Origin of the sequence: Nocardia sp. NPDC058640, assembly GCF_042716995.1 — a bacterium.
Taxonomy (GTDB): domain Bacteria; phylum Actinomycetota; class Actinomycetes; order Mycobacteriales; family Mycobacteriaceae; genus Nocardia.
The window spans coordinates 824,841-843,372 of the sequence record NZ_JBHXRG010000001.1 but is presented as its reverse complement, the minus strand read 5'-3'; the positions used below and the strand labels follow the sequence as shown (position 1 = coordinate 843,372).

General features: G+C 66.9%; 18 protein-coding genes. 7 read left to right on the top strand and 11 right to left on the bottom strand.

From position 1 onward, the window contains the following. Window positions 1-117: 117 nt before the first annotated feature. The 5 genes from ACFWU5_RS04065 to ACFWU5_RS04045 are packed head-to-tail and all read right to left on the bottom strand — an operon-like array spanning window position 118 to window position 1,637. Window positions 118-411: a hypothetical protein gene (locus ACFWU5_RS04065; protein ID WP_379240174.1), complete on the bottom strand. Its 294-nt coding sequence runs from the start codon at window positions 409-411 to the stop codon at window positions 118-120. A 54-nt stretch (window positions 412-465) separates the two neighbouring features. After that, on the bottom strand, window positions 466-732 hold the full coding sequence (locus ACFWU5_RS04060; protein WP_379240175.1) for a hypothetical protein: 267 nt from the start codon (window positions 730-732) through the stop codon (window positions 466-468). 35 nt (window positions 733-767) lie between these two features. Beyond that, window positions 768-1,028 carry a hypothetical protein gene (locus tag ACFWU5_RS04055; RefSeq protein WP_379240176.1) on the bottom strand — a complete coding sequence of 87 codons (261 nt, stop codon included), beginning with the start codon at window positions 1,026-1,028 and terminating at the stop codon, window positions 768-770. 30 nt (window positions 1,029-1,058) lie between these two features. Continuing rightward, entirely contained in the window at window positions 1,059-1,325 is a 267-nt protein-coding gene (locus ACFWU5_RS04050; RefSeq protein ID WP_379240177.1) for a hypothetical protein, read from the bottom strand. 45 nt (window positions 1,326-1,370) lie between these two features. After that, entirely contained in the window at window positions 1,371-1,637 is a 267-nt protein-coding gene (locus ACFWU5_RS04045) for a hypothetical protein (protein WP_379240178.1), read from the bottom strand. 176 nt (window positions 1,638-1,813) lie between these two features. Between ACFWU5_RS04045 and ACFWU5_RS04040 the strand changes: the two genes are divergently transcribed. The 6 genes from ACFWU5_RS04040 to hpf all read left to right on the top strand — a co-directional run bounded on the left by ACFWU5_RS04040 (window position 1,814) and on the right by hpf (window position 8,393). After that, window positions 1,814-2,452: a dTMP kinase gene (locus tag ACFWU5_RS04040; RefSeq protein WP_379240179.1), complete on the top strand. Its 639-nt coding sequence runs from the start codon at window positions 1,814-1,816 to the stop codon at window positions 2,450-2,452. Window positions 2,453-2,507: 55 nt separating this feature from the next. Next, complete coding sequence (gene mtrA, locus ACFWU5_RS04035) at window positions 2,508-3,185, top strand: MtrAB system response regulator MtrA (protein WP_379240180.1); 678 nt, start codon at window positions 2,508-2,510, stop codon at window positions 3,183-3,185. 70 nt (window positions 3,186-3,255) lie between these two features. Continuing rightward, window positions 3,256-5,022: an MtrAB system histidine kinase MtrB gene (gene mtrB, locus ACFWU5_RS04030; protein ID WP_379240952.1), complete on the top strand. Its 1,767-nt coding sequence runs from the start codon at window positions 3,256-3,258 to the stop codon at window positions 5,020-5,022. Continuing rightward, window positions 5,019-6,830 carry an MtrAB system accessory lipoprotein LpqB gene (gene lpqB, locus ACFWU5_RS04025; protein WP_379240181.1) on the top strand — a complete coding sequence of 604 codons (1,812 nt, stop codon included), beginning with the start codon at window positions 5,019-5,021 and terminating at the stop codon, window positions 6,828-6,830. Before mtrB ends, lpqB begins: the two co-directional genes overlap by 4 nt. Before the next feature lie 33 nt (window positions 6,831-6,863). After that, window positions 6,864-7,508, top strand: coding sequence for a ComF family protein (locus tag ACFWU5_RS04020; RefSeq protein WP_379266087.1), 645 nt, complete (start codon window positions 6,864-6,866; stop codon window positions 7,506-7,508). Between the two features lie 183 nt (window positions 7,509-7,691). Next, complete coding sequence (gene hpf / locus ACFWU5_RS04015) at window positions 7,692-8,393, top strand: ribosome hibernation-promoting factor, HPF/YfiA family (protein WP_379266086.1); 702 nt, start codon at window positions 7,692-7,694, stop codon at window positions 8,391-8,393. Window positions 8,394-8,452: 59 nt separating this feature from the next. On the opposite strand, the gene bluB is transcribed toward hpf, so the two are convergent. The 6 genes from bluB to ACFWU5_RS03985 all read right to left on the bottom strand — a co-directional run bounded on the left by bluB (window position 8,453) and on the right by ACFWU5_RS03985 (window position 15,370). Further along, window positions 8,453-9,073, bottom strand: a complete 621-nt coding sequence (gene bluB / locus ACFWU5_RS04010; RefSeq protein WP_379266214.1) for a 5,6-dimethylbenzimidazole synthase — start codon at window positions 9,071-9,073, stop codon at window positions 8,453-8,455. A gap of 40 nt (window positions 9,074-9,113) precedes the next feature. Further along, window positions 9,114-10,358 (bottom strand): fatty acid desaturase family protein, encoded by a 1,245-nt coding sequence (locus ACFWU5_RS04005; protein ID WP_379240184.1) that lies wholly within the window; start codon window positions 10,356-10,358, stop codon window positions 9,114-9,116. Between the two features lie 98 nt (window positions 10,359-10,456). Next, window positions 10,457-11,845, bottom strand: coding sequence for a fatty acid desaturase family protein (locus ACFWU5_RS04000; protein ID WP_379240185.1), 1,389 nt, complete (start codon window positions 11,843-11,845; stop codon window positions 10,457-10,459). Between the two features lie 298 nt (window positions 11,846-12,143). Then, window positions 12,144-13,274, bottom strand: a complete 1,131-nt coding sequence (locus tag ACFWU5_RS03995; protein WP_379240186.1) for a ferredoxin reductase — start codon at window positions 13,272-13,274, stop codon at window positions 12,144-12,146. Between the two features lie 121 nt (window positions 13,275-13,395). After that, window positions 13,396-13,947 carry a DUF6912 family protein gene (locus tag ACFWU5_RS03990; protein ID WP_379240955.1) on the bottom strand — a complete coding sequence of 184 codons (552 nt, stop codon included), beginning with the start codon at window positions 13,945-13,947 and terminating at the stop codon, window positions 13,396-13,398. Between the two features lie 10 nt (window positions 13,948-13,957). Continuing rightward, the gene (locus tag ACFWU5_RS03985) at window positions 13,958-15,370 is read right to left on the bottom strand and encodes a wax ester/triacylglycerol synthase family O-acyltransferase (protein ID WP_379266085.1); all 1,413 of its coding nucleotides are present in this window, start codon (window positions 15,368-15,370) and stop codon (window positions 13,958-13,960) included. 227 nt (window positions 15,371-15,597) lie between these two features. Between ACFWU5_RS03985 and secA the strand changes: the two genes are divergently transcribed. After that, window positions 15,598-18,387 carry a preprotein translocase subunit SecA gene (gene secA, locus ACFWU5_RS03980; RefSeq protein ID WP_379266084.1) on the top strand — a complete coding sequence of 930 codons (2,790 nt, stop codon included), beginning with the start codon at window positions 15,598-15,600 and terminating at the stop codon, window positions 18,385-18,387. The last annotated feature ends 145 nt before the right edge of the window (window positions 18,388-18,532 follow it).

Below are 18,532 nucleotides of genomic sequence, written 5' to 3'. Positions count from 1 at the left end.
CTGCCCGACAAAACCAATTTTGAGGTGGGGGCCCCTAAAACCCCCCAGCACTACGCCAACTCCCCCTATTTTGCCTGGGGCCCCGCCCACCTTCGGGCCCCCGGGCCCACTGTCGCGTCAAGCCTGTTTCAGCGGTGCGCAGAACACGCTATAAGGTCCGAATCCCGACATGGTGCCCAGCGCGCACAGCACGCCGGGCAGTTCGAGAATCGCCGCGGTTCCGCTGGTGACAGCATTGCTCCCGGTGATGATTCCCTGGCCGGAGCCGGACGCGACACCGGCGTTGAACAGGGAGTACAGCTCGCTCGAGCCTGGGGGACCCTCAGCGGCCGCAACGGGTGCACCGATCCCGGTCAGTGCGCCCGCCGCAGCGACGGCCACGGCAGCGGTGGTGAATCTACGAACGAACATGGTGCTCCTAGCGGGACTATCGGGTATTACGGCATTCGCCGGACCGGTTTCGCGTCAGTGGGGCAGGAGCGAGCTGCCCAAACTCAAGCAGTCCACGTTGGGGTGCAGACACATGAACGGCAAGATGATCGGGATGAGTAGCGCGCCCGAGGCGGAGCTCAGGTAGATCATCGCCTCGTCAGAGCCGGAGTTCCCTAAGGCTACGACGCGCGCACCGGACTCGACCGAGCTTTCCGCGCCGGCGGCCGGTGCGGCGATGCCGGTCAGTGCGCCCGCCACGGCGACGGCCACGGCAGCAGTGGTGAATCTACGAACGAACATGGTGCTCCTTGGGGGAATATCGGGTATCGGCACGGCTACAGGCTGCCGGGGAACCAGGGTGTCTCGTTCGGCCAAGTGCTCCAGCAGACCGCACCGCAAGCGATCGAGTTGAAGACATGGAACACGGCGTCGATGGCCGAGCTGCCGGTCTTCGGGTAGGGGCCGCTGGGAATCAGGATCGGTGTTGCCGAAGGGGTGGGCGTCGGGGCCGCCGCCGCAGGTCCGAGACCGGCGGAGACGATCGCGGTGAGCGCGACGGCCACCGTCGCGGCGCGCAGGGTGGCGGTGACAGACATGGTGCTCCTCGGTGATTCAGCGGCGAACGGTCAGATGAAGATCAGGCAGATCGGCAGCGGGACAACGGCTTCCAGGAGCAGGCAGGCCGCGATCTCGGCGGAGCCGCGGACCGCGGCCGATCCGGTGGCGGCGGAACCGCTGGCGGAACCGGAGAGCAGGCTCGGTCGGTGGTCGTGGTGGTGGCCGTGGCGGATCGGTTCCGCCTCGGGCGCGGCCGCAGCGACGCCGGTGCCGGTGAGCGCGAGTGCCAGGGTCGCGGTGGCGACCGCGGCGCGAAGGGTGGTGCGAGAACGCATGGTGACTCCAGGGGGCTCGGGGGAGGGGCGGGGATCAGGTTCGAGCTACGCGCCCGGATCGGGGATCGAGTTGTTGCAGTTGCGCCCGGTCAGCGCCATCAGTGGGCAGAACACAGCAGCCGACATGCCGGTCGAGCCGGTCACCACCTGTTCCGCACCGGCACTGCCGCCCATGACCGCCTGGCCCGTGCCCGAGTTGAGTACCCCGGCAAGCACGTCAGTGGACCCGTCTGCTGCGGTGGCGGGGCCGCTGGTCAGCGCGGCTATGGCGGCGAAGGCGGCTAACGTGGTGGTCAGTGCGCGTGTGTTCATGTCGGTGCCGTTCGATCGCGGTGGCAGTGAGATGTGCTCACCCTGTCGTCGCGTCGGTGACCGCGCCAGACCAGAAAAGTCGGGGCTTCTGAAATTGGTTTGCTTCACATGGTGGTGTGCTAGTCGAAAGCGCTCGGCGCGTGAAGGTGTCGGTGCGGGCGCGGTAATCTCACCGCATGGGCGTACTGATTGCGGTCGAGGGGCTCGACGGGGCGGGTAAGCGGACGCTGATCGAGGGGCTGATCGCGGACCTGGCCGGAAAAGGGTTGCGGGCGGACAGTTTGGCTTTTCCGCAGTACGGGCATTCGATCCACGCCGATCTCGCCGCCGAGGCATTGCGCGGGGGCAACGGGGATCTGGCCGGGTCGATCAACGGCATGGCCATCATGTTCGCACTGGACCGGGCCGCGGCCAGTGTGGAGTTGGCGGACCTGTTGGGCGGCAACGACATCGTGATCCTGGACCGCTGGGTGGCCTCCAACGCCGCCTACTCCGCCGCGCGCGCCCACCAGGACGCCGACGGCGAAATCGTTTCGTGGGTGGGCGATCTGGAGTTCGGTCGACTCGAATTGCCCACGCCCGACCTCACCGTGCTGCTCGACGTGTCCACCGAGGTGGCCGCCGAACGTGCCCGTCGCCGTGGCGAACTCGACGACACGCGCGCGCTGGACGCCTACGAACGGGACGGCGGTCTGCAGCAACGCACCGGCGAGGTCTATCGTGAACTAGCCGACCGCGACTGGTTCGGCCGGTGGTGGACGTACCGATCCGACGACGACAGGCCAGCGCTGCTCGACCTCTGCACGACGGGTTGACACCATTAATGGCGTGGCGGCCCGATCCTGGCCTGGGAGATGACAACATAGGACTATGAAGCCCAAGATTCTGGTCGTCGACGACGATATGGCACTCGCTGAGATGCTGACCATCGTCTTGCGCGGGGAAGGGTTCGACCCGCACGTGGTCGGCGACGGCACACAGGCCCTGTCGGCGGTGCGGGAAATCCGCCCCGACCTGGTTCTGCTGGACCTGATGCTGCCCGGCATGAACGGCATCGACGTATGCCGTGTCCTGCGGGCCGATTCCGGCGTTCCGATCGTCATGCTCACCGCCAAGACCGATACGGTCGATGTGGTTCTCGGCCTGGAGTCCGGTGCCGACGACTACATCGTCAAACCTTTCAAGCCCAAGGAGTTGGTCGCCCGCGTGCGAGCGCGTCTGCGCCGCACCGAGGACGAGCCCGCCGAGCTGCTGTCGATCGCGGACATCGTCATCGATGTGCCCGCGCACAAGGTGACTCGCGGCCCCGCCCAGATCTCGCTCACCCCGCTGGAATTCGACCTGCTGGTGGCTCTGGCGCGCAAGCCGCGTCAGGTGTTCACCCGTGAGGTCCTGCTCGAGCAGGTGTGGGGTTACCGGCACGCCGCCGACACCCGTCTGGTGAACGTGCACGTGCAGCGTTTGCGCGCCAAGGTCGAGAAGGATCCGGAGAACCCGGAGATCGTGTTGACCGTGCGCGGCGTCGGTTACAAGGCCGGACCGCCGTGATCGGTCGCTGTGGGGCGCCGCTGTGACCACTGGTCCAGTGGCGCAGCTGCGGCAGTGGGCAACCCCGATCATGGCTTGGTTCTCGGCCGTCGGGACGGCACTGGGCCATCTGTGGCGCCGTTCGCTGCAGCTGCGAGTCATCGTGTCGACATTGACCCTGTCGCTCATCGTCATCACGATCCTGGGGGTCGTGCTCACCGGTCAGATCACCGACCGGCTCCTGGAAGCCAAGATCAACGCGGCTGTCGAGGAGATGGATCGTGCCCGCAACACGATCGAGGATCGGCTGTCGGGTATCCAGTCCGGCAACGCCACCCAGGACAAACAGCTCACCGACGCGCGCGCCGAGCTGTCCAACCGCGGCGGCACCGGCCAGTCCAGTGGTGCCGCGGGTAGTTTCGACTCGGCGCTGGCCATGGTCGGCGGAACGCCGCCGCGCGAGATCACCGTGGGCCCGGTGTCGGAGGTGCCGCAGGAGTTGCGCCGGTTCGTGCAGCGCGACCAGGTCTCCTACCAGTTCACCACCGTCGCCGACCCCGATGGTTATCGCGGGCGCGCGCTGGTGATCGGCAGTCCCAGCGCCGAGGTCCCCACGCTGGAGATCTACCTGATCTTCCCGCTGGCAAGCGAAGAATCGAGCCTGTCGCTGATGCGCGGCACGATGCTCATCGGTGGTGTGGTGCTGCTGGTGTTGCTGGCGGCGATCACCGCGCTGGTCACCAGGCAGGTGGTGCTGCCGATCCGGTCCGCGGCGCGGATCGCGGGTCGCTTCGCCGACGGTCGACTCAAAGAACGCATGCTCGTGCGCGGCGAGGACGACATGGCCCGGCTGGCGCAGGCGTTCAACGAGATGGCCGAGAGCCTGTCGAACCAGATCACCCAGCTCGAGGAATTCGGCAATCTGCAGCGCCGCTTCACCTCCGATGTCAGCCACGAACTGCGCACCCCGCTGACCACGGTGCGCATGGCCGCGGACCTGATCCACGGTTCCAGCGACGAGCTCGAACCGGCGCTGGCCCGCAGCTCGGAGCTACTGGTCAACGAACTGGACCGGTTCGAAGGACTGCTCAACGACCTGCTCGAGATCTCCCGACACGACGCGGGTGTGGCCGAACTGCAGGTGGAATCGCTGGATGTGCGCATGTGCGCGCGTGCGGCGATCTCCACGGTGCGCCACCTTGCCCGCGACGCCGAGATCGAGGTGGTGATCGACCTGCCGGAGGAGCCGGTGATCGCCGAGGTCGACCCGCGTCGCGTGGAACGGGTGCTGCGCAACCTGCTGGCCAACGCGATCGACCACTCCGAGGGCAAGCCGGTGCTGATCCGGATGCGCGGTGACGCTGAGGCCAATGCCGTGGCCACGGTGGTGCGCGACCAGGGCGTCGGCTTGCGACCCGGCGAGGAAAAGCTGGTGTTCAACCGATTCTGGCGTTCGGACCCCTCGCGCGTGCGTCGCTCGGGCGGCACGGGTCTTGGCTTGTCGATCAGTGTCGAGGACGCGAATCTGCACGAGGGCAGGCTGGAGGCCTGGGGCGATCCCGGTGTGGGCGCGAGCTTCCGGTTGCTGCTGCCGATGGTGCGCGGGCGCAAACTCGGCCAGAGCCCGCTGGCGCTGGAACCGATGCTGCGCAAGGTCCCCGCACTGCCCGAAGCCGAACCGGCCGAGCCGACTATCGTCGAAACCGAAGCGGCCGTGGCGCAATCCCCGATCGCCCTTCCGGCACCGCAGCCCGCGGACGCGTCGGCGGGGGATTCGGCCGACGAACCACCCGCGACCAGCGGCGATGCCGATCTCGACCAGCCGATGTCCACCGAGACCGAAGACGGGAAGTCATGACGAGTGCGCGTGGTGATCGTCGATACGGCGCCGCACTCGTCGCGGCGATGCTGGCCGGGTTGATGGTGATCACCGGGTGCGCCAGCCTGCCGGAATCGTCGGCTCCGCAGGCGCTGGGCACGATCAACCGCGCGCCCACATCGGAGGGCCCGACCCCGCCGATCTCCGGCCGCGACCCCGACCTGCTGCTGGGCGATTTCCTCACCGCCAGCGCCGATCCCACCAACCGGCACGCCGCGGCCCGCCAATACATGACCCCCGAAACCGCGGGCGAGTGGAACGACGAGGCCAGCACCACCATCGTCGAGGACCGCCCCGACACCCTGCGCGAGTCGCGGTCGGGCGACAAGGCCAGCTACGTGTTGCGTGCCCGTAAGGCCGGTGAGCTCGCCCGCGACGGCGGCTACCGCGCCACCGAGGGCACCATCGAGAACAAGATCGAGATGAGCAAGATCGACGGCGAATGGCGGATCACCGACCTGCCGCCGGGGGTGGTGATGGACAACGACGCGTTCATCAAGTCCTACCACCGCTACGTGCTGTATTACATCGACCCGGGCAACAACCTGCTCGTGCCGGATCCGCGGTGGATCTCGGTACCGCGCGCCCAGGTCACCGAGCGGTTGATCGCGATGCTGGCGCAGGGCCCGCAGTCCTCGATCGTGTCGGTGGCGCGCAATCAGCTCGCGCCGCCGGCCTCGCTGCGCGGTCCGATCACCAAGGCCGACAACGAACCCGGCGATGTCGGCGTCGGGTTGGGCGGGGTGCGCATCGACTTCGCCGGCATCGGCACGATGGGCCCGCGCGAACGCGAACTGCTCGCCGCGCAGGTGGTGCTGACCCTGTCCGGTGCGGACATCCTCGGCCCGTATGTGCTGCTGGCCGACGGCAAACCGATCGACGACCGGTACGCGGCCAACGGCTGGTCGGTGGCCGATGTCGACCAGTACAGCGCCTCGGCGCCGGGCCAGAACCGGATCGGTCTGCACGCGCTGCGCAACGGCACCCTGGTGCAGGTCACCCCGGACGGGATCGTCACGCCCAGTGGTTCTTTCGGTGAGGCGACCAACCTGCAGTCCGTGGGCATCTCCGCGGACGGCCAGTTCGTCGCCGCGGTCGCCGACTCCGGCAAACCGGCCCCCGAACCCGCCCGCACCCTGCTGCTGGGCAACTACGGCGCCAAGGCGTTCGCGGTGGCCGAGGGCTCGACCATCGCCAGGCCGTCCTGGACCAGCGACGGCGGCGCGGCATGGACGGTGATCGACGGTGACCGGGTCATCCGCGCGGTCACCGACCGCGCCACCGGCAATGTCTCCACCGACGACGTCGACATCTCGGGACTGCTCGAGGGCACCGGCGCGCCGCGGTTACCGATCAGCGAGGTGGTGATCTCGCGGACCGGCGTGCGCGCGGCCCTGATCGCCGACGGCAAGGTCTACGTCGCGGTGGTCGATCGACGCCCCGACGGCAAGTACGCGCTCACCTCCCCACTGCCGCTGGCACTGGGCCTGAGCACCCGCGTGGTCTCGCTGAGCTGGGTCACCGGCGACACGATCATGGCCGCCAGGGAAGGCAACGTGGACCCGGTCTTCACCGTGTCGGTCGACGGCTCCCAGTTCAGCTCGGTCACGTCGCAGAACCTGACCCCGCCGGTCCGGGTCGTCACCGCGGCCCCGGCCACGCAGTACGTGGCCGATTCCCGGGCCGTACTGCAGCTACAGACCGCCGATCCCACCCGCAACGACCGTTTCTGGCGCGAAGTACCCGGACTAACGGGAGATCAGGTCGTGCCAGTCCTGCCGAGCTGAGTGTGTCAGTGCCCTGGGCCATACTCGGTCGCTATGAAGGCGCTGCTGGATTTGGTCCTGCCCGACCGGTGTGGTGGTTGCGGGGTGGCGGGGGAGCAATGGTGTGCGGGGTGCGCGGCTGAACTGGGGCGCGGGCCCGTTCGGGTCAGGCCGCGCGCTGACCCGGGCATTCCGTGCTGGGCGCTCGGTCCGTACGAGGGGGCCGGACGGCGGGCGGTGTTGGCGGCCAAGGAGCACGGTAGGCGCGATCTGGCCGACCCGCTCGGCCTTGCCTTGGCGCACGCGCTGGTCCGATTACGTGCCCCCGATCGACCGCTGGTGCTCGTGCCGGCGCCGACCAGATCCGTGGCCGCCCGCCGTCGCGGCGGTGACCCGGTGGCGCGGTCAGCGGTGTCCGCGGCCCGGTGGCTGATCGATTGCCGAACCGCGTCGCTGCTGCGGATGGGCAGTGGCGTGCGGGATTCGGTGGGCTTGACACCGGCGCAACGCGCCCACAATCTTCGCGGCAAGATCATCGCGTCCACCGATCCGGCGCAATGGGCCCGCGTGGACGCGAAAGCGCAGGTCATCCTGGTCGACGACGTGCTGACCACCGGCGCCACCGCCTGCGAATCGACACGTGTTCTTAGTCGAATCGGCATAGTTCCGCGCGCGGTTTTGGTGACCTGTGCGGCTTGACTGAGGAAAGTTCGCGTGAACAGTGGCGGACTTGCCCGTGGCGGACTAGCGTCGCGAACACACACCTGACGACACGTTTGGAGGTGGTGCCGCGGAGACAGGTGCCGGGCGATTCCCGATCGGCACAGCTCAATCCCGCCGCGAGACGTTCTCAGTTTGTGCGGCCATATCCGGGAGGTACGCGTGACGACTTCTTCACGGGCATCAGTGCAAGACGCTGAACCCACCGCACTGTATGACGGTGCCACCGAGACGATCGAATTCCAGACCCCCAACGCCGAAGTGGTGGTCTCCGGTCGCAATGTCGAAATTCCTGACCACTATCGAATCTACGTCGCGGAGAAGCTGTCTCGGTTGGAGCGCTTCGACCCTTCGATCTTCCTGTTCGATGTGGAACTGTTCCATGAACGCAACCGTCGTCAACGCAAGGCCTGTCAGCGCGTGGAGATCACCGCGCGCGGCCGTGGACCGATCGTGCGCGCCGAGGCGTGCGCCGACAGTTTCTATGCCGCGCTGGAATCGGCCACCCAGAAGATCGAGAGCAGACTGCGCCGCACCAAGGACAAGCGCCGCGTAGTCCACTACGGCGACAAGACGCCGGTCTCGGTCGCGCAGGCCACTGCGACACTGGTCGACGAGTCGCTGTTCTCCCCACCCGACGGTTCCGCGGCCCACGATCACGACGAGGCTGCCGACGACACCGGTCCCGGCCATATCGTGCGCACCAAGGTGCACACCGCGACCCCGATGTCGGTCGACGACGCCCTCTATCAGATGGAATTGGTCGGCCACGACTTCTTCCTGTTCCACGACAAAGAGACCGACCGCCCGTCGGTGGTCTATCGCAGACACGCTTTCGACTACGGCCTGATCAAGCTGGCCTAGTCCGGTGACCGATCCGGGTATCCGCACCGCGCGGATGCCCGGATTTCGCCCGGTTCTGTTCAGCCGCCGAAGGTTTCGTGATGCACGGCCTCGGCCAACGCCCGCCCCGTCCGCCACCCGAACCGTTCCAGATCGGGCACCTGCTGGAACTCGTGCACCGGCCCCACACACAGCCACGCCACCGGCTTGATCCCCGCGGGCAGGTCGACGAGTTCGCGCAGGAATTCCGGGTCGTAGAACGACACCCAGCCCACCCCCACTTGCTCCGCGGTCGCCGCGAGCCATAGATTCTGGATCGCCAACACCGTCGAGTACACCCCGGTCTCGGGCACACTCGCGCGCCCGAGCACCTGCGGTCCGCCCCGCGAATCATCGTGGGTGACAACAACTCCCGTCCCGCTCTCGAGGATCCCGTCGATCTTGATCGGCGAGAAGGTCGCCGCCCGCTCGGCAGGCAGCGACGCCCCGAACTCGACCCGCTTGTCGGCTACGTGATCGGCGAAGCGTTGCAGTGTCTGAGCATTGCGCACCACGACGAAATCCCACGGCTGCGAATTCCCGACACTGGGCGCACGATGCGCGGCGTCGAGAATGCGCAGCAGGGTCTCGTCGTCGACGAGCTCGCCGGTGAACTCGGCGCGCACATCACGACGCAATCGGATCGCGTCGTAGACGCTCATCTGGTCGGCACTCACGCGCCGACCCTACCGTCGCGCCCGGTCAGGCGGCGGAGCGACGGGCCAGCTTGCGCCCGGCGGCGAGCGCGGTGCGCAAGCCCTGGCGACGCCCGGTCACCGGGTCGATCGAGGGCGCGGTGTTGCCGGCGAACAGCCGCTCGGACTTGGTCTCGGGCGCGTCGTCGGTGGTGTGCCGCAGGTACTTGTTGGGCAGCGACAGCTTGAGGATGGTGCGCCACGACTTGAAGTACTGCACCGGCAGCGATCCGGTGGTGTACGGCAGGTCGTACTTCTCGGCCAGCTCCCGCACCCGCACCGCGATGGCGGCGTAGCGGTTGCTGGGCAGGTCGGGGAACAGGTGGTGTTCGATCTGGTGGCTGAGGTTGCCGCTCATGAAGTGCAGCAGTCGCCCGCCGCTGATGTTGGCGCTGCCCAACATCTGGCGCAGGTACCACTCGCCCTTGGTCTCGCCCTCGATGTCGGCCTTGGTGAACTTCTCGGCGCCGTCGGGGAAGTGGCCGCAGAAGATGATCGCGTTGGTCCACACATTGCGCACCACGTTGGCGGCCATATTGGCGGTCAGCGTGGACAGGAAGGCCGGGCCGGTGAGCAGCGGGAAGACCACGTAGTCCTTGGCGGCCTGCTTGCCGATCTTCTTCAGCACCAGGGTGCGGTCGGCTTCGAACTGCTTCCACTCGGGGGAGTCCTTGTCCCACTTCTTCTTCGCGACCTTGCCCAGCTCGAGATGCTGGATCGCCACGCCGTATTCGAACAGCGCCTGCAACACGAAGTTGTAGATCGGGTTGCCCAGGTAGAACGGCATCCAGCGCTGGTCGCGCGTCACGCGCAGCAGGCCGTAGCCGATGTCGTCGTCCATGCCCAGCACGTTGGTGTACTTGTGGTGCAGGAAGTTGTGGGTGATCTTCCAGTGCGCCGACGGGCCCGCGTTGTCCCATTCCCACGAGGTGGAGTGGATTTCCGGATCGTTCATCCAGTCCCACTGCCCGTGCATGACGTTGTGCCCGATCTCCATGTTCTCGATGATCTTGGCGGAGCCCAGCAGGGCGACACCGGCCAGCCAGGCCGGGGGCAGGAAGCTGGCGAACAGCACCGTGCGGCCGCTGATCTCCAGCGCCCGCTGTAACCGGATGACGTTGCGGATATAGCGCGCGTCGGCGGCTCCGCGGGAGGATTCGATTTCCCGACGGATCGCGTCGAACTCCGCACCGAGAGCTTCTACGTCCGCAGCGGTGAGGTGCGCGTATTCCTTGACATCCGAGATCGCCATGGCGGCTACAGTACCGTAAGTTACGAGAGCGTAGGTTGGTGAATTTCGGTCCGAATTGTGTGAAACATCCTATTGAAAAACCGAGATGAAGATGTTATTCAGGCAGTGCGGCCGATACGGCGAGCAGCCTTGTCGCGCTCATCGCGCGCCCGCTCACCCAGTGCCCGCTTGGCCTGCCGCAGCGCCAGCTTCTCCTGCCGCGCCCGTGCCTTGAGGGCGGTCTTCGCCTCGCGCAGCACCTCTTTCTCGTGCCGCGCCTTGGCCTCGAGCGACACCTTCGCGTCGTGCAGCGCCGAGCGCAGACCGAACCGCAGACCCGTCTCCGGATCCACCCGCAGCGCGTCGGGCAGAGTGATCCCGGCGAACTTGCGCTCCGACGAAGTCTCGGGCGCGTCGTCGGCGGTGCGCTTGAGGAACCGGTCCGGCAGCGCCAGCTTGTGGATGGTGCGGAACGCCAGCAGGTACTGCTTGCCCAGCGAACCGGTCGTGTAGGGCAGGTCGTACTTGTCGCACAGCTCGCGCACCCGCACCGCGACCTCGGAATACCGGTTGCTGGGCAGGTCGGGGAACAGGTGGTGCTCGATCTGGTAGCACAGGTTGCCGCTCATGAACGCCATGACCGGGCCCGCCTTGAAGTTGGCGCTGCCCAGCATCTGACGCAGGTACCAGCCGCCCTGGGTCTCCCCGTCGAGATGCTCGATGGTGAACTTCTCCGCGCCGTCGGGGAAGTGCCCGCAGAAGATCACCGCGTACGACCACAGGTTGCGCACCAGGTTCGCGGTCGCGTTGGCCTTCATCGTGGACTTCCACGCCGGACCGGTCAGCGCCGGATACAGCACGAAATCCTTGACGACCTGACGGCCTGCCTTGCGATAGAACTCGATATCGGGCGCGGAGGTGTGGTCACTGTCGGGAATCCCGGCCAGCTCCTTCTCGATGCCCAGATCGTGCAGCGCGATACCCCACTCGAAGGTCGCGGCCAGCAGCAGATTCGCGGCCGGCTGCACCAGATGCAGTGGGCGCCAAGGCTCGTCGCGGGTCATCCGCAGAATGCCGAAACCCAGATCCTCGTCCTTGCCGAGGACATTGGTGTAGGTGTGGTGCGAATAGTTGTGCGCGCGCCGCCACTGCGACGACGTGCCCGTCATGTCCCACTCCCAGCTGGTGGAGTGGATCTCCGGGTCGTTCATCCAGTCCCACTGGCCGTGGCTCACATTGTGGCCCAGCTCCATGTTCTCGATGATCTTGGCCACCGACAGCATCGCCGTACCGCCCAGCCACGCCCACCGGTTACGGCTGCCGAACAACACCGCGCGCCCAGCGACCTCGAGGGCACGCTGGGCGGCGATGGTGCGACGGATGTACTTGGCATCGCGCTCACCACGGGAGGTCTCCACCTCACGGCGGATCGAATCGAGTTCTTTCCCCAGGGTCTCGATGTCAGCCGCCGTCAAATGGGCGAAGGCCTGGATATCGGTGATAGCCACCCGGGGGTCCTCCTGTGCTTATTTTGCGGCTGGCGCCGCTGGTTTTCGGCCTGGGAACCTTGATCTTCCCTCCCGCCGGGCACTCCTTCGTCGCACCCTCTGGTCAGTCCAGATCAAGGCGGCCGAAAACCGGCGCTGCGCGCATCGGTTTGTCGCCTCGAACTGTGTTGTCCTGTGAGTGGTCCTAAGTTGTGGTCGCGAGGTCTGATCGAAGTCAAAGGCCTGGGCGATTGCCGTCGGTCACGGGTTGTGGCCGACGCTTACTTCGAGGGTACCCGGTAACCGGTTTGACAATCGGTTAGATGTCCAGCGTGCAGTCGCCCGCGGCGGCGGAAATGCAGGTTTGCACCTTGTCGCCGGGCTGGCGTTCGTCGCCGTTGCGCAGGTCGCGGGCGTGTCCGGCGGAGATGGTGACCACACAGGTCTGGCAGATGCCCATGCGACAACCGAAGGGCAGCTGCACGCCCACCGATTCGCCGGCTTCCAACAGGCTGGTGGCGCCGTCGACGGTGACCGTGCGACCGGTCGTGCCGAAGGTGACGGTGCCGCCCTCGCCGACCGCGGAGCGTTCGACTTCGAAGCGTTCGATGTGCAGCTTGTCGGCGACGCCGGCCGTCTTCCAATGGCTTTCGATCGCGTCGAGCATCGGCGCGGGTCCGCAGGCCCAGGTCTCGCGCTCGCGCCAGTCGGGGTAGAGCTCGTCGAGGCTGGCCAGGGAGAACAGGCCGTGGTCGTCGGTGAGCTGCAGGTGCGACACGAAGCTGGGGTGCTTGTCGTGCAGGGCGCGCAGCTCGGCGCCGAACATCACGTCGGCGTCGGTGGGCGCGGAATGCACGTGCACCACATCGTGCACACCGTCGCGACGGTCCATCGTGCGCAGCATCGACATCACGGGGGTGATGCCGCTGCCCGCGGTGAGGAACAGCACCTTCGACGGCGGCGGTTCGGGGAGCACGAACCCGCCCTGCGGTGCGGCCAGGCGCACGATGGTGCCCTCGGCCACTCCGTTGACAAGGTGGCTTGACAGCTTGCCTTCGGGCATCGCCTTGACCGCGATGGAGATCAGGCGCTTGCCGCCCTCGCCGGTCCAGTCCGGCGGGCAGGTCAGCGAGTACGAACGCCAGTTCCAGCGGCCGTCGATCAGGATGCCGATGCCGATGTACTGCCCCGGCTGGTACTTGAAGTCGAAGCCCCAGCCCGGCTTGATCACCAGGGTCGCCGAGTCGGCGGTCTCCTTCTTGACCTCCACGATGCGCCCGCGCAGTTCGCGCGCGGACCACAGCGGGTTGGCCAGGTGCAGGTAGTCGTCGGGGAGCAGGGGAGTGGTCACCCGGGCCACCGCACCACGCAAAACGTTCAGCTTGCCGCCACGATCGCCGACCTGCGCCGCCGGAGCTTCGAGCCATTCCCGGAACTTGTTGAGCACCATGCTGTGCGTTTTCTCCTGTGCCTAGTTGCGGCTGGTGCCGCCAGCACCCCAGGTTACGGCATCGTAGGTTTTGCGCCAGTTGTGAACATTGGGCAAGCGATGGACCCCGTAACCGGAAAAACTACAGAAGTTCCAGCAAGAACGGCACTTCCTGGGGCGCGTACCAGGCCAACTGGTGGTCTTCGGCGTCGCCGAGCACGAACTCCGCGTCGGGATCGCCCAGATCGGCGGCGTCGATGACGTCCACCGCCTTGGCCACCTGCGGTTCGGCGTCGGCCAGGTCCACGTGCACCGCCGCGACCTGCGCGAACGTGACCGGCCCCGACAGCTTCACCACCGCGTCGTCGAGGTCGGGCCGCAGTTTCGCCCCCGGCACGTCCGCGGCGATCACCGCGCGCCGATACACCGGCGAACCCGGGTTGGCCGCCTCACCTTCCGCGGTGGCATCGTCGTCCATCTCGTCGTCGCCGTCGCGTTCGGCCGCGATCAACCGCATGGAGGCCCGCGCGGCCTCCTGCATCGCCACTTCGGCCAGCTCCTCGTCGTCGCCGGCCGCATACGCCTCGCGCAGGGCGGGGGTCACCGCGAACGCGGTCGCGCCCAGCGGCAGCAGCTGCTGTTCGTCGACCAGTTGCCGCAGGATCGGGATGGTGGCGGGGATGTAGACGCGCATCGTGTCGTTCTCAGAGACAGGCACCGAGCAACTCCTCCATCGATTCGTGCACCGATGCCGCGAGGACATCGATATCGGCCATGGCGTCGCGGTCGGCGTTGAGTCCGTAGAAGACCTGACCGTCGTATGAGGTGAGTCCGAAACTCAAGGTCTGATTGCGCAGCAGCGGCGACACCGGGTACATCTCCAGCATGCGCGCTCCGCCGATGTACATCGCGGTCTGTGGCCCCGGCGCGTTGGTGATCACCAGGTTGAAACTGTTGTCGGCGAAGGTGCTGGCCGCGCGCACACTCATCGCGTGCAGGCTGGCGGGCGCGAACCCGGCCAGGTGCACCAGCGTGCGGGCGCGCACGCCGCGTCGGGTTCGGCCGGCTTCCTCGGTGGCGTGCGAGATGTGCGACAGCCGCATGGTCGGGTTCGGTTCGCCCACGGGCAGGTCGATGAGAAACGACGAGACCTCGCTGGCAGGGGTGAGCTGGTTGTCGCCGTCGACATAGACCGACATCGGTACCACCGCGCGCAGGTTGGTCGACTCGGTCAGCGCCTCGTTGCGCGACAGCAGCCAGTTGCGCAACGCCCCGGTGACCACCGCGAGCACGGTGTCGTTGATCGAGCAGTCGAAATGCCTGCGGATCTTGCGGTAGTCCTCGAGGTCGGTGCGCACCACGTCGAACCGGCGGCTGCGTGAGGTGCGGGCGTTGAGCGGGCTGTCGGGCGCGGCGCCGGTGGTGGCCGCGCGCACCGCGTTGGCGGCGGCGGCCATGGCCATCCTGGTCCCGCGCACCACGCCGAACGCGTTGGAGCCCGCGTCGCGCACCACGCTGTAGGCCTCGCGCGGTTGCGCGGCCAGTTGCGACAGTGCCCCGGCCATCAGTTCCACATCGGTGGGTTCGCGCGGCGCCCGCCAAGCGTCGTCGGCCAGTTCGCGCGGCAGCGGGCTGTTGTCCAGGATCACGTGCCCGATTTCCAGGGCGGTATCACCGTCGACCAGCGCGGAATGCGACTTGGTGAACACCGCGGCGCGCCCGTCCGACAATCCTTCGATCAGATACATCTCCCACAGCGGTCGCCCCTGGTCCAGCGGCCGTGACGCCAGGCGCGCGACCAGGTCGTAGAGCTGTTCGTCGCTGCCGGGACCGGGCAGCGCGGAGCGACGGATGTGATAGCTGATGTCGAATCGACTGTCTTCGACCCAGACCGGGCGACCCATCGCCAGGGGGATCTCGCGCACCTTGCGGCGGTAGCGCGGCACCATCGGCAGCCGGGATTCGACCAGGTCGACGAGGCCTTCGTAGTCCAGCACCTGACCTGTGATGTCAGGGGAAGTGTTGTTCAGGATCGCGAGAGAGCCGATGTGGATCGGGTTGCTACTCGACTCGAGCCGATAGAACGACGCGTCCTGCGGCGTCAATCTCGTGATCACGCGCTCCGAAGCTCCTTCCGGTGCCGTATGGCGCTGCTCGGGCACGCGTCACATCCTACGTCACAGCACGTGAATCGCGGTGCCGGGCAACGTGGCTGGTCGAATGCGTTGACCTGGGGTGATGAGAGCGGCGGTACGTCGGGCACGGGTGCACGCCGCCGGGTACGGTGGTCGGCGGACTACCATCGCCGTTAAACACACTTCCGACCAGAGGACTGACGAGACCCGTGCCTGCGCTGAGCCCACTGACGAGGTTGCTACGGATTGGTGAAGGTCGCATGGTCAAGCGGCTCTCGAACCTCGCCGACGAGGTCATCGCGTACGGCGACGAGATCGAAGCCCTGACCGACGCGGAGCTGCGCGCCAAGACCGACGAGTTCCGCGAGCGCTACGCGGCCGGGGAAACCCTGGACGACCTGCTGCTCGAGGCCTTCGCCGTCGCGCGTGAGGCGTCGTGGCGAGTGCTGAACCAGAAGCACTACAAGGTCCAGATCATGGGTGGCGCCTCGCTGCACCTGGGCAACATCTCGGAGATGAAGACCGGTGAGGGCAAGACCCTGACCTGTGTGCTCCCCGCCTACTTGAACGCGATCTCCGGCGACGGCGTGCACGTGGTCACCGTCAACGACTACCTCGCCAAGCGCGACTCCGAGTGGATGGGCCGCGTGCACCGTTTCCTCGGTTTCGAGGTCGGCGTGATCCTCGGTGGCATGACCCCGGCCGAGCGCCGCGTGGCCTACGCCGCCGACATCACCTACGGCACGAACAACGAGTTCGGCTTCGACTACCTGCGCGACAACATGACCCACTCCCTGGACGATCTCGTCCAGCGCGGTCACAACTTCGCCGTGGTCGACGAGGTCGACTCCATCCTCATCGACGAGGCCCGCACCCCGCTGATCATCTCGGGCCCCGCGGACGCCTCCTCGAAGTGGTACGCCGAGTTCGCGCGCATCGCGCCGCTGCTCAAGAAGGATGTCCACTACGAAGTCGACATCAAGAAGCGCACCATCGGCGTGCACGAGGCGGGCGTGGAGTTCGTCGAGGATCAGCTCGGCATCGACAACCTGTACGAGGCCGCGAACTCGCCGCTGGTGAGCTACCTGAACAACGCCATCAAGGCCAAGGAGCTCTACCAGCGCGACAAGGACTACATCGTCCGCGACGGCGAGGTCATCATCGTCGACGAGTTCACCGGCCGCATCCTGGTCGGACGCCGCTACAACGAGGGCATGCACCAGGCGATCGAGGCCAAGGAGAAGGTCGAGATCCAGCCGGAGAACCAGACCCTGGCCACGATCACCCTGCAGAACTACTTCCGCCTCTACAACAAGCTGTCCGGTATGACCGGTACCGCCGAGACCGAGGCCGCCGAGCTGCACTCGATCTACAACCTCGGCGTGGTCCCGATCCCGACCAACCGCCCGATGGTCCGCAAGGACCAGGCCGACCTGATCTACAAGTCCGAAGAGGCCAAGTTCGCCGCCGTCGTCGACGACGTCACCGAGCGCCACGAGAAGGGCCAGCCGGTCCTGATCGGTACCACCAGCGTCGAGCGCTCGGAGTACCTGTCCAAGCAGTTCACCAAACGCGGTGTGGCACACAGTGTTCTGAACGCGAAGTTCCACGAGCAGGAAGCCCAGATCATCGCCGAGGCCGGTCGCCCCGGCGCGGTCACGGTCGCCACCAACATGGCCGGCCGTGGTACCGACATCGTGCTGGGCGGCAACGCCGACATCCTCGCCGACCTGGTGCTGCGCAAGCAGGGCCTGGACCCGGTGAACACCCCCGACGAGTACGAGGCCGCCTGGCACTCGACGCTCGCGCAGGTCAAGAAGCAGACCGAGGAAGACGCCGAAACCGTGCGCGAGGCCGGCGGCCTGTACGTGCTGGGCACCGAGCGTCACGAATCGCGTCGTATCGACAACCAGCTGCGCGGCCGCTCCGGCCGTCAGGGCGACCCGGGCGAGTCCCGTTTCTACCTGTCGCTGGGCGACGAACTGATGCGCCGCTTCAACGGTGCCGCGCTCGAGTCGATCATGACCCGCCTGAACCTGCCCGACGACGTCCCGATCGAGGCCAAGATGGTCTCCAAGGCCATCAAGAGCGCCCAGACGCAGGTCGAGCAGCAGAACTTCGAGATCCGCAAGAACGTGCTCAAGTACGACGAGGTCATGAACCAGCAGCGCACCGTGATCTACGGCGAGCGCAACCAGATCCTGCGTGGCGAGGACATGGAGGGTCAGGTCCAGAACATGATCACCGACGTGACCACCGCCTACGTCGACGGCGCCACCGCCGAAGGCTACGTAGAGGACTGGGACCTGGACAAGCTCTGGACCGCCCTCAAAACCCTCTACCCGGTGACCCTTGACCACAAGGAACTCACCGGCGAAACCGCCACCGGCGACGCGGGCGAACTCACCCGCGACGAACTGCGCGAAACCCTGCTCGAAGACGCCCACAACGCCTACGAGAAGCGCGAACAGGAAATCGACGGCCTCGCAGGCGCAGGCGCGATGCGCAACCTGGAACGCCAGGTCCTGCTCTCGGTCCTGGACCGCAAGTGGCGCGAACACCTCTACGAGATGGACTACCTCAAAGAGGGCATCGGCCTACGCGCCATGGCCCAGCGCGACCCCCTGGTCGAATACCAGCGCGAAGGTTTCGACATGTTCGCGGCCATGCTGGAAGGCCTGAAAGAGGAGTCCGTCGGCTTCCTCTTCAACCTCCAGGTAGAAGTCCAACAGCCCCAGCCCGAAGGGGTCTCCGTCGACAAGGGTCTCCGTTCCCCCGTCGGCGCCCCGGTTCAAGACGCCCCCGTCCAGGCCCCACCGGCCTTGCGCGCCAAGGGAATCACCGACCAGGCCCCCCGAGCGATGAACTACTCGGGCCCCGCCGAAGACGGCCACGCCGAATCCCATTCCGACGCACAGGAATACGGCGGCCAGGGCGGCACCCGCCGCGAACGTCGCGAGGCGGCTCGCGGCGAAACTAAGGGCAAGCGCCGCCGCTGAGGCGTTGCTCATGGCGACGACCGAGGCCCTCGCTATTCGCGGGGGCCTCGGCGTCACTCCACCTGGACCAATAGTGTGGATAGGGCGACGGCCGCCCCACCGAAACTCGGTGTTTGGAGGCTGCAAACAAGCTGTCGAGATCTCA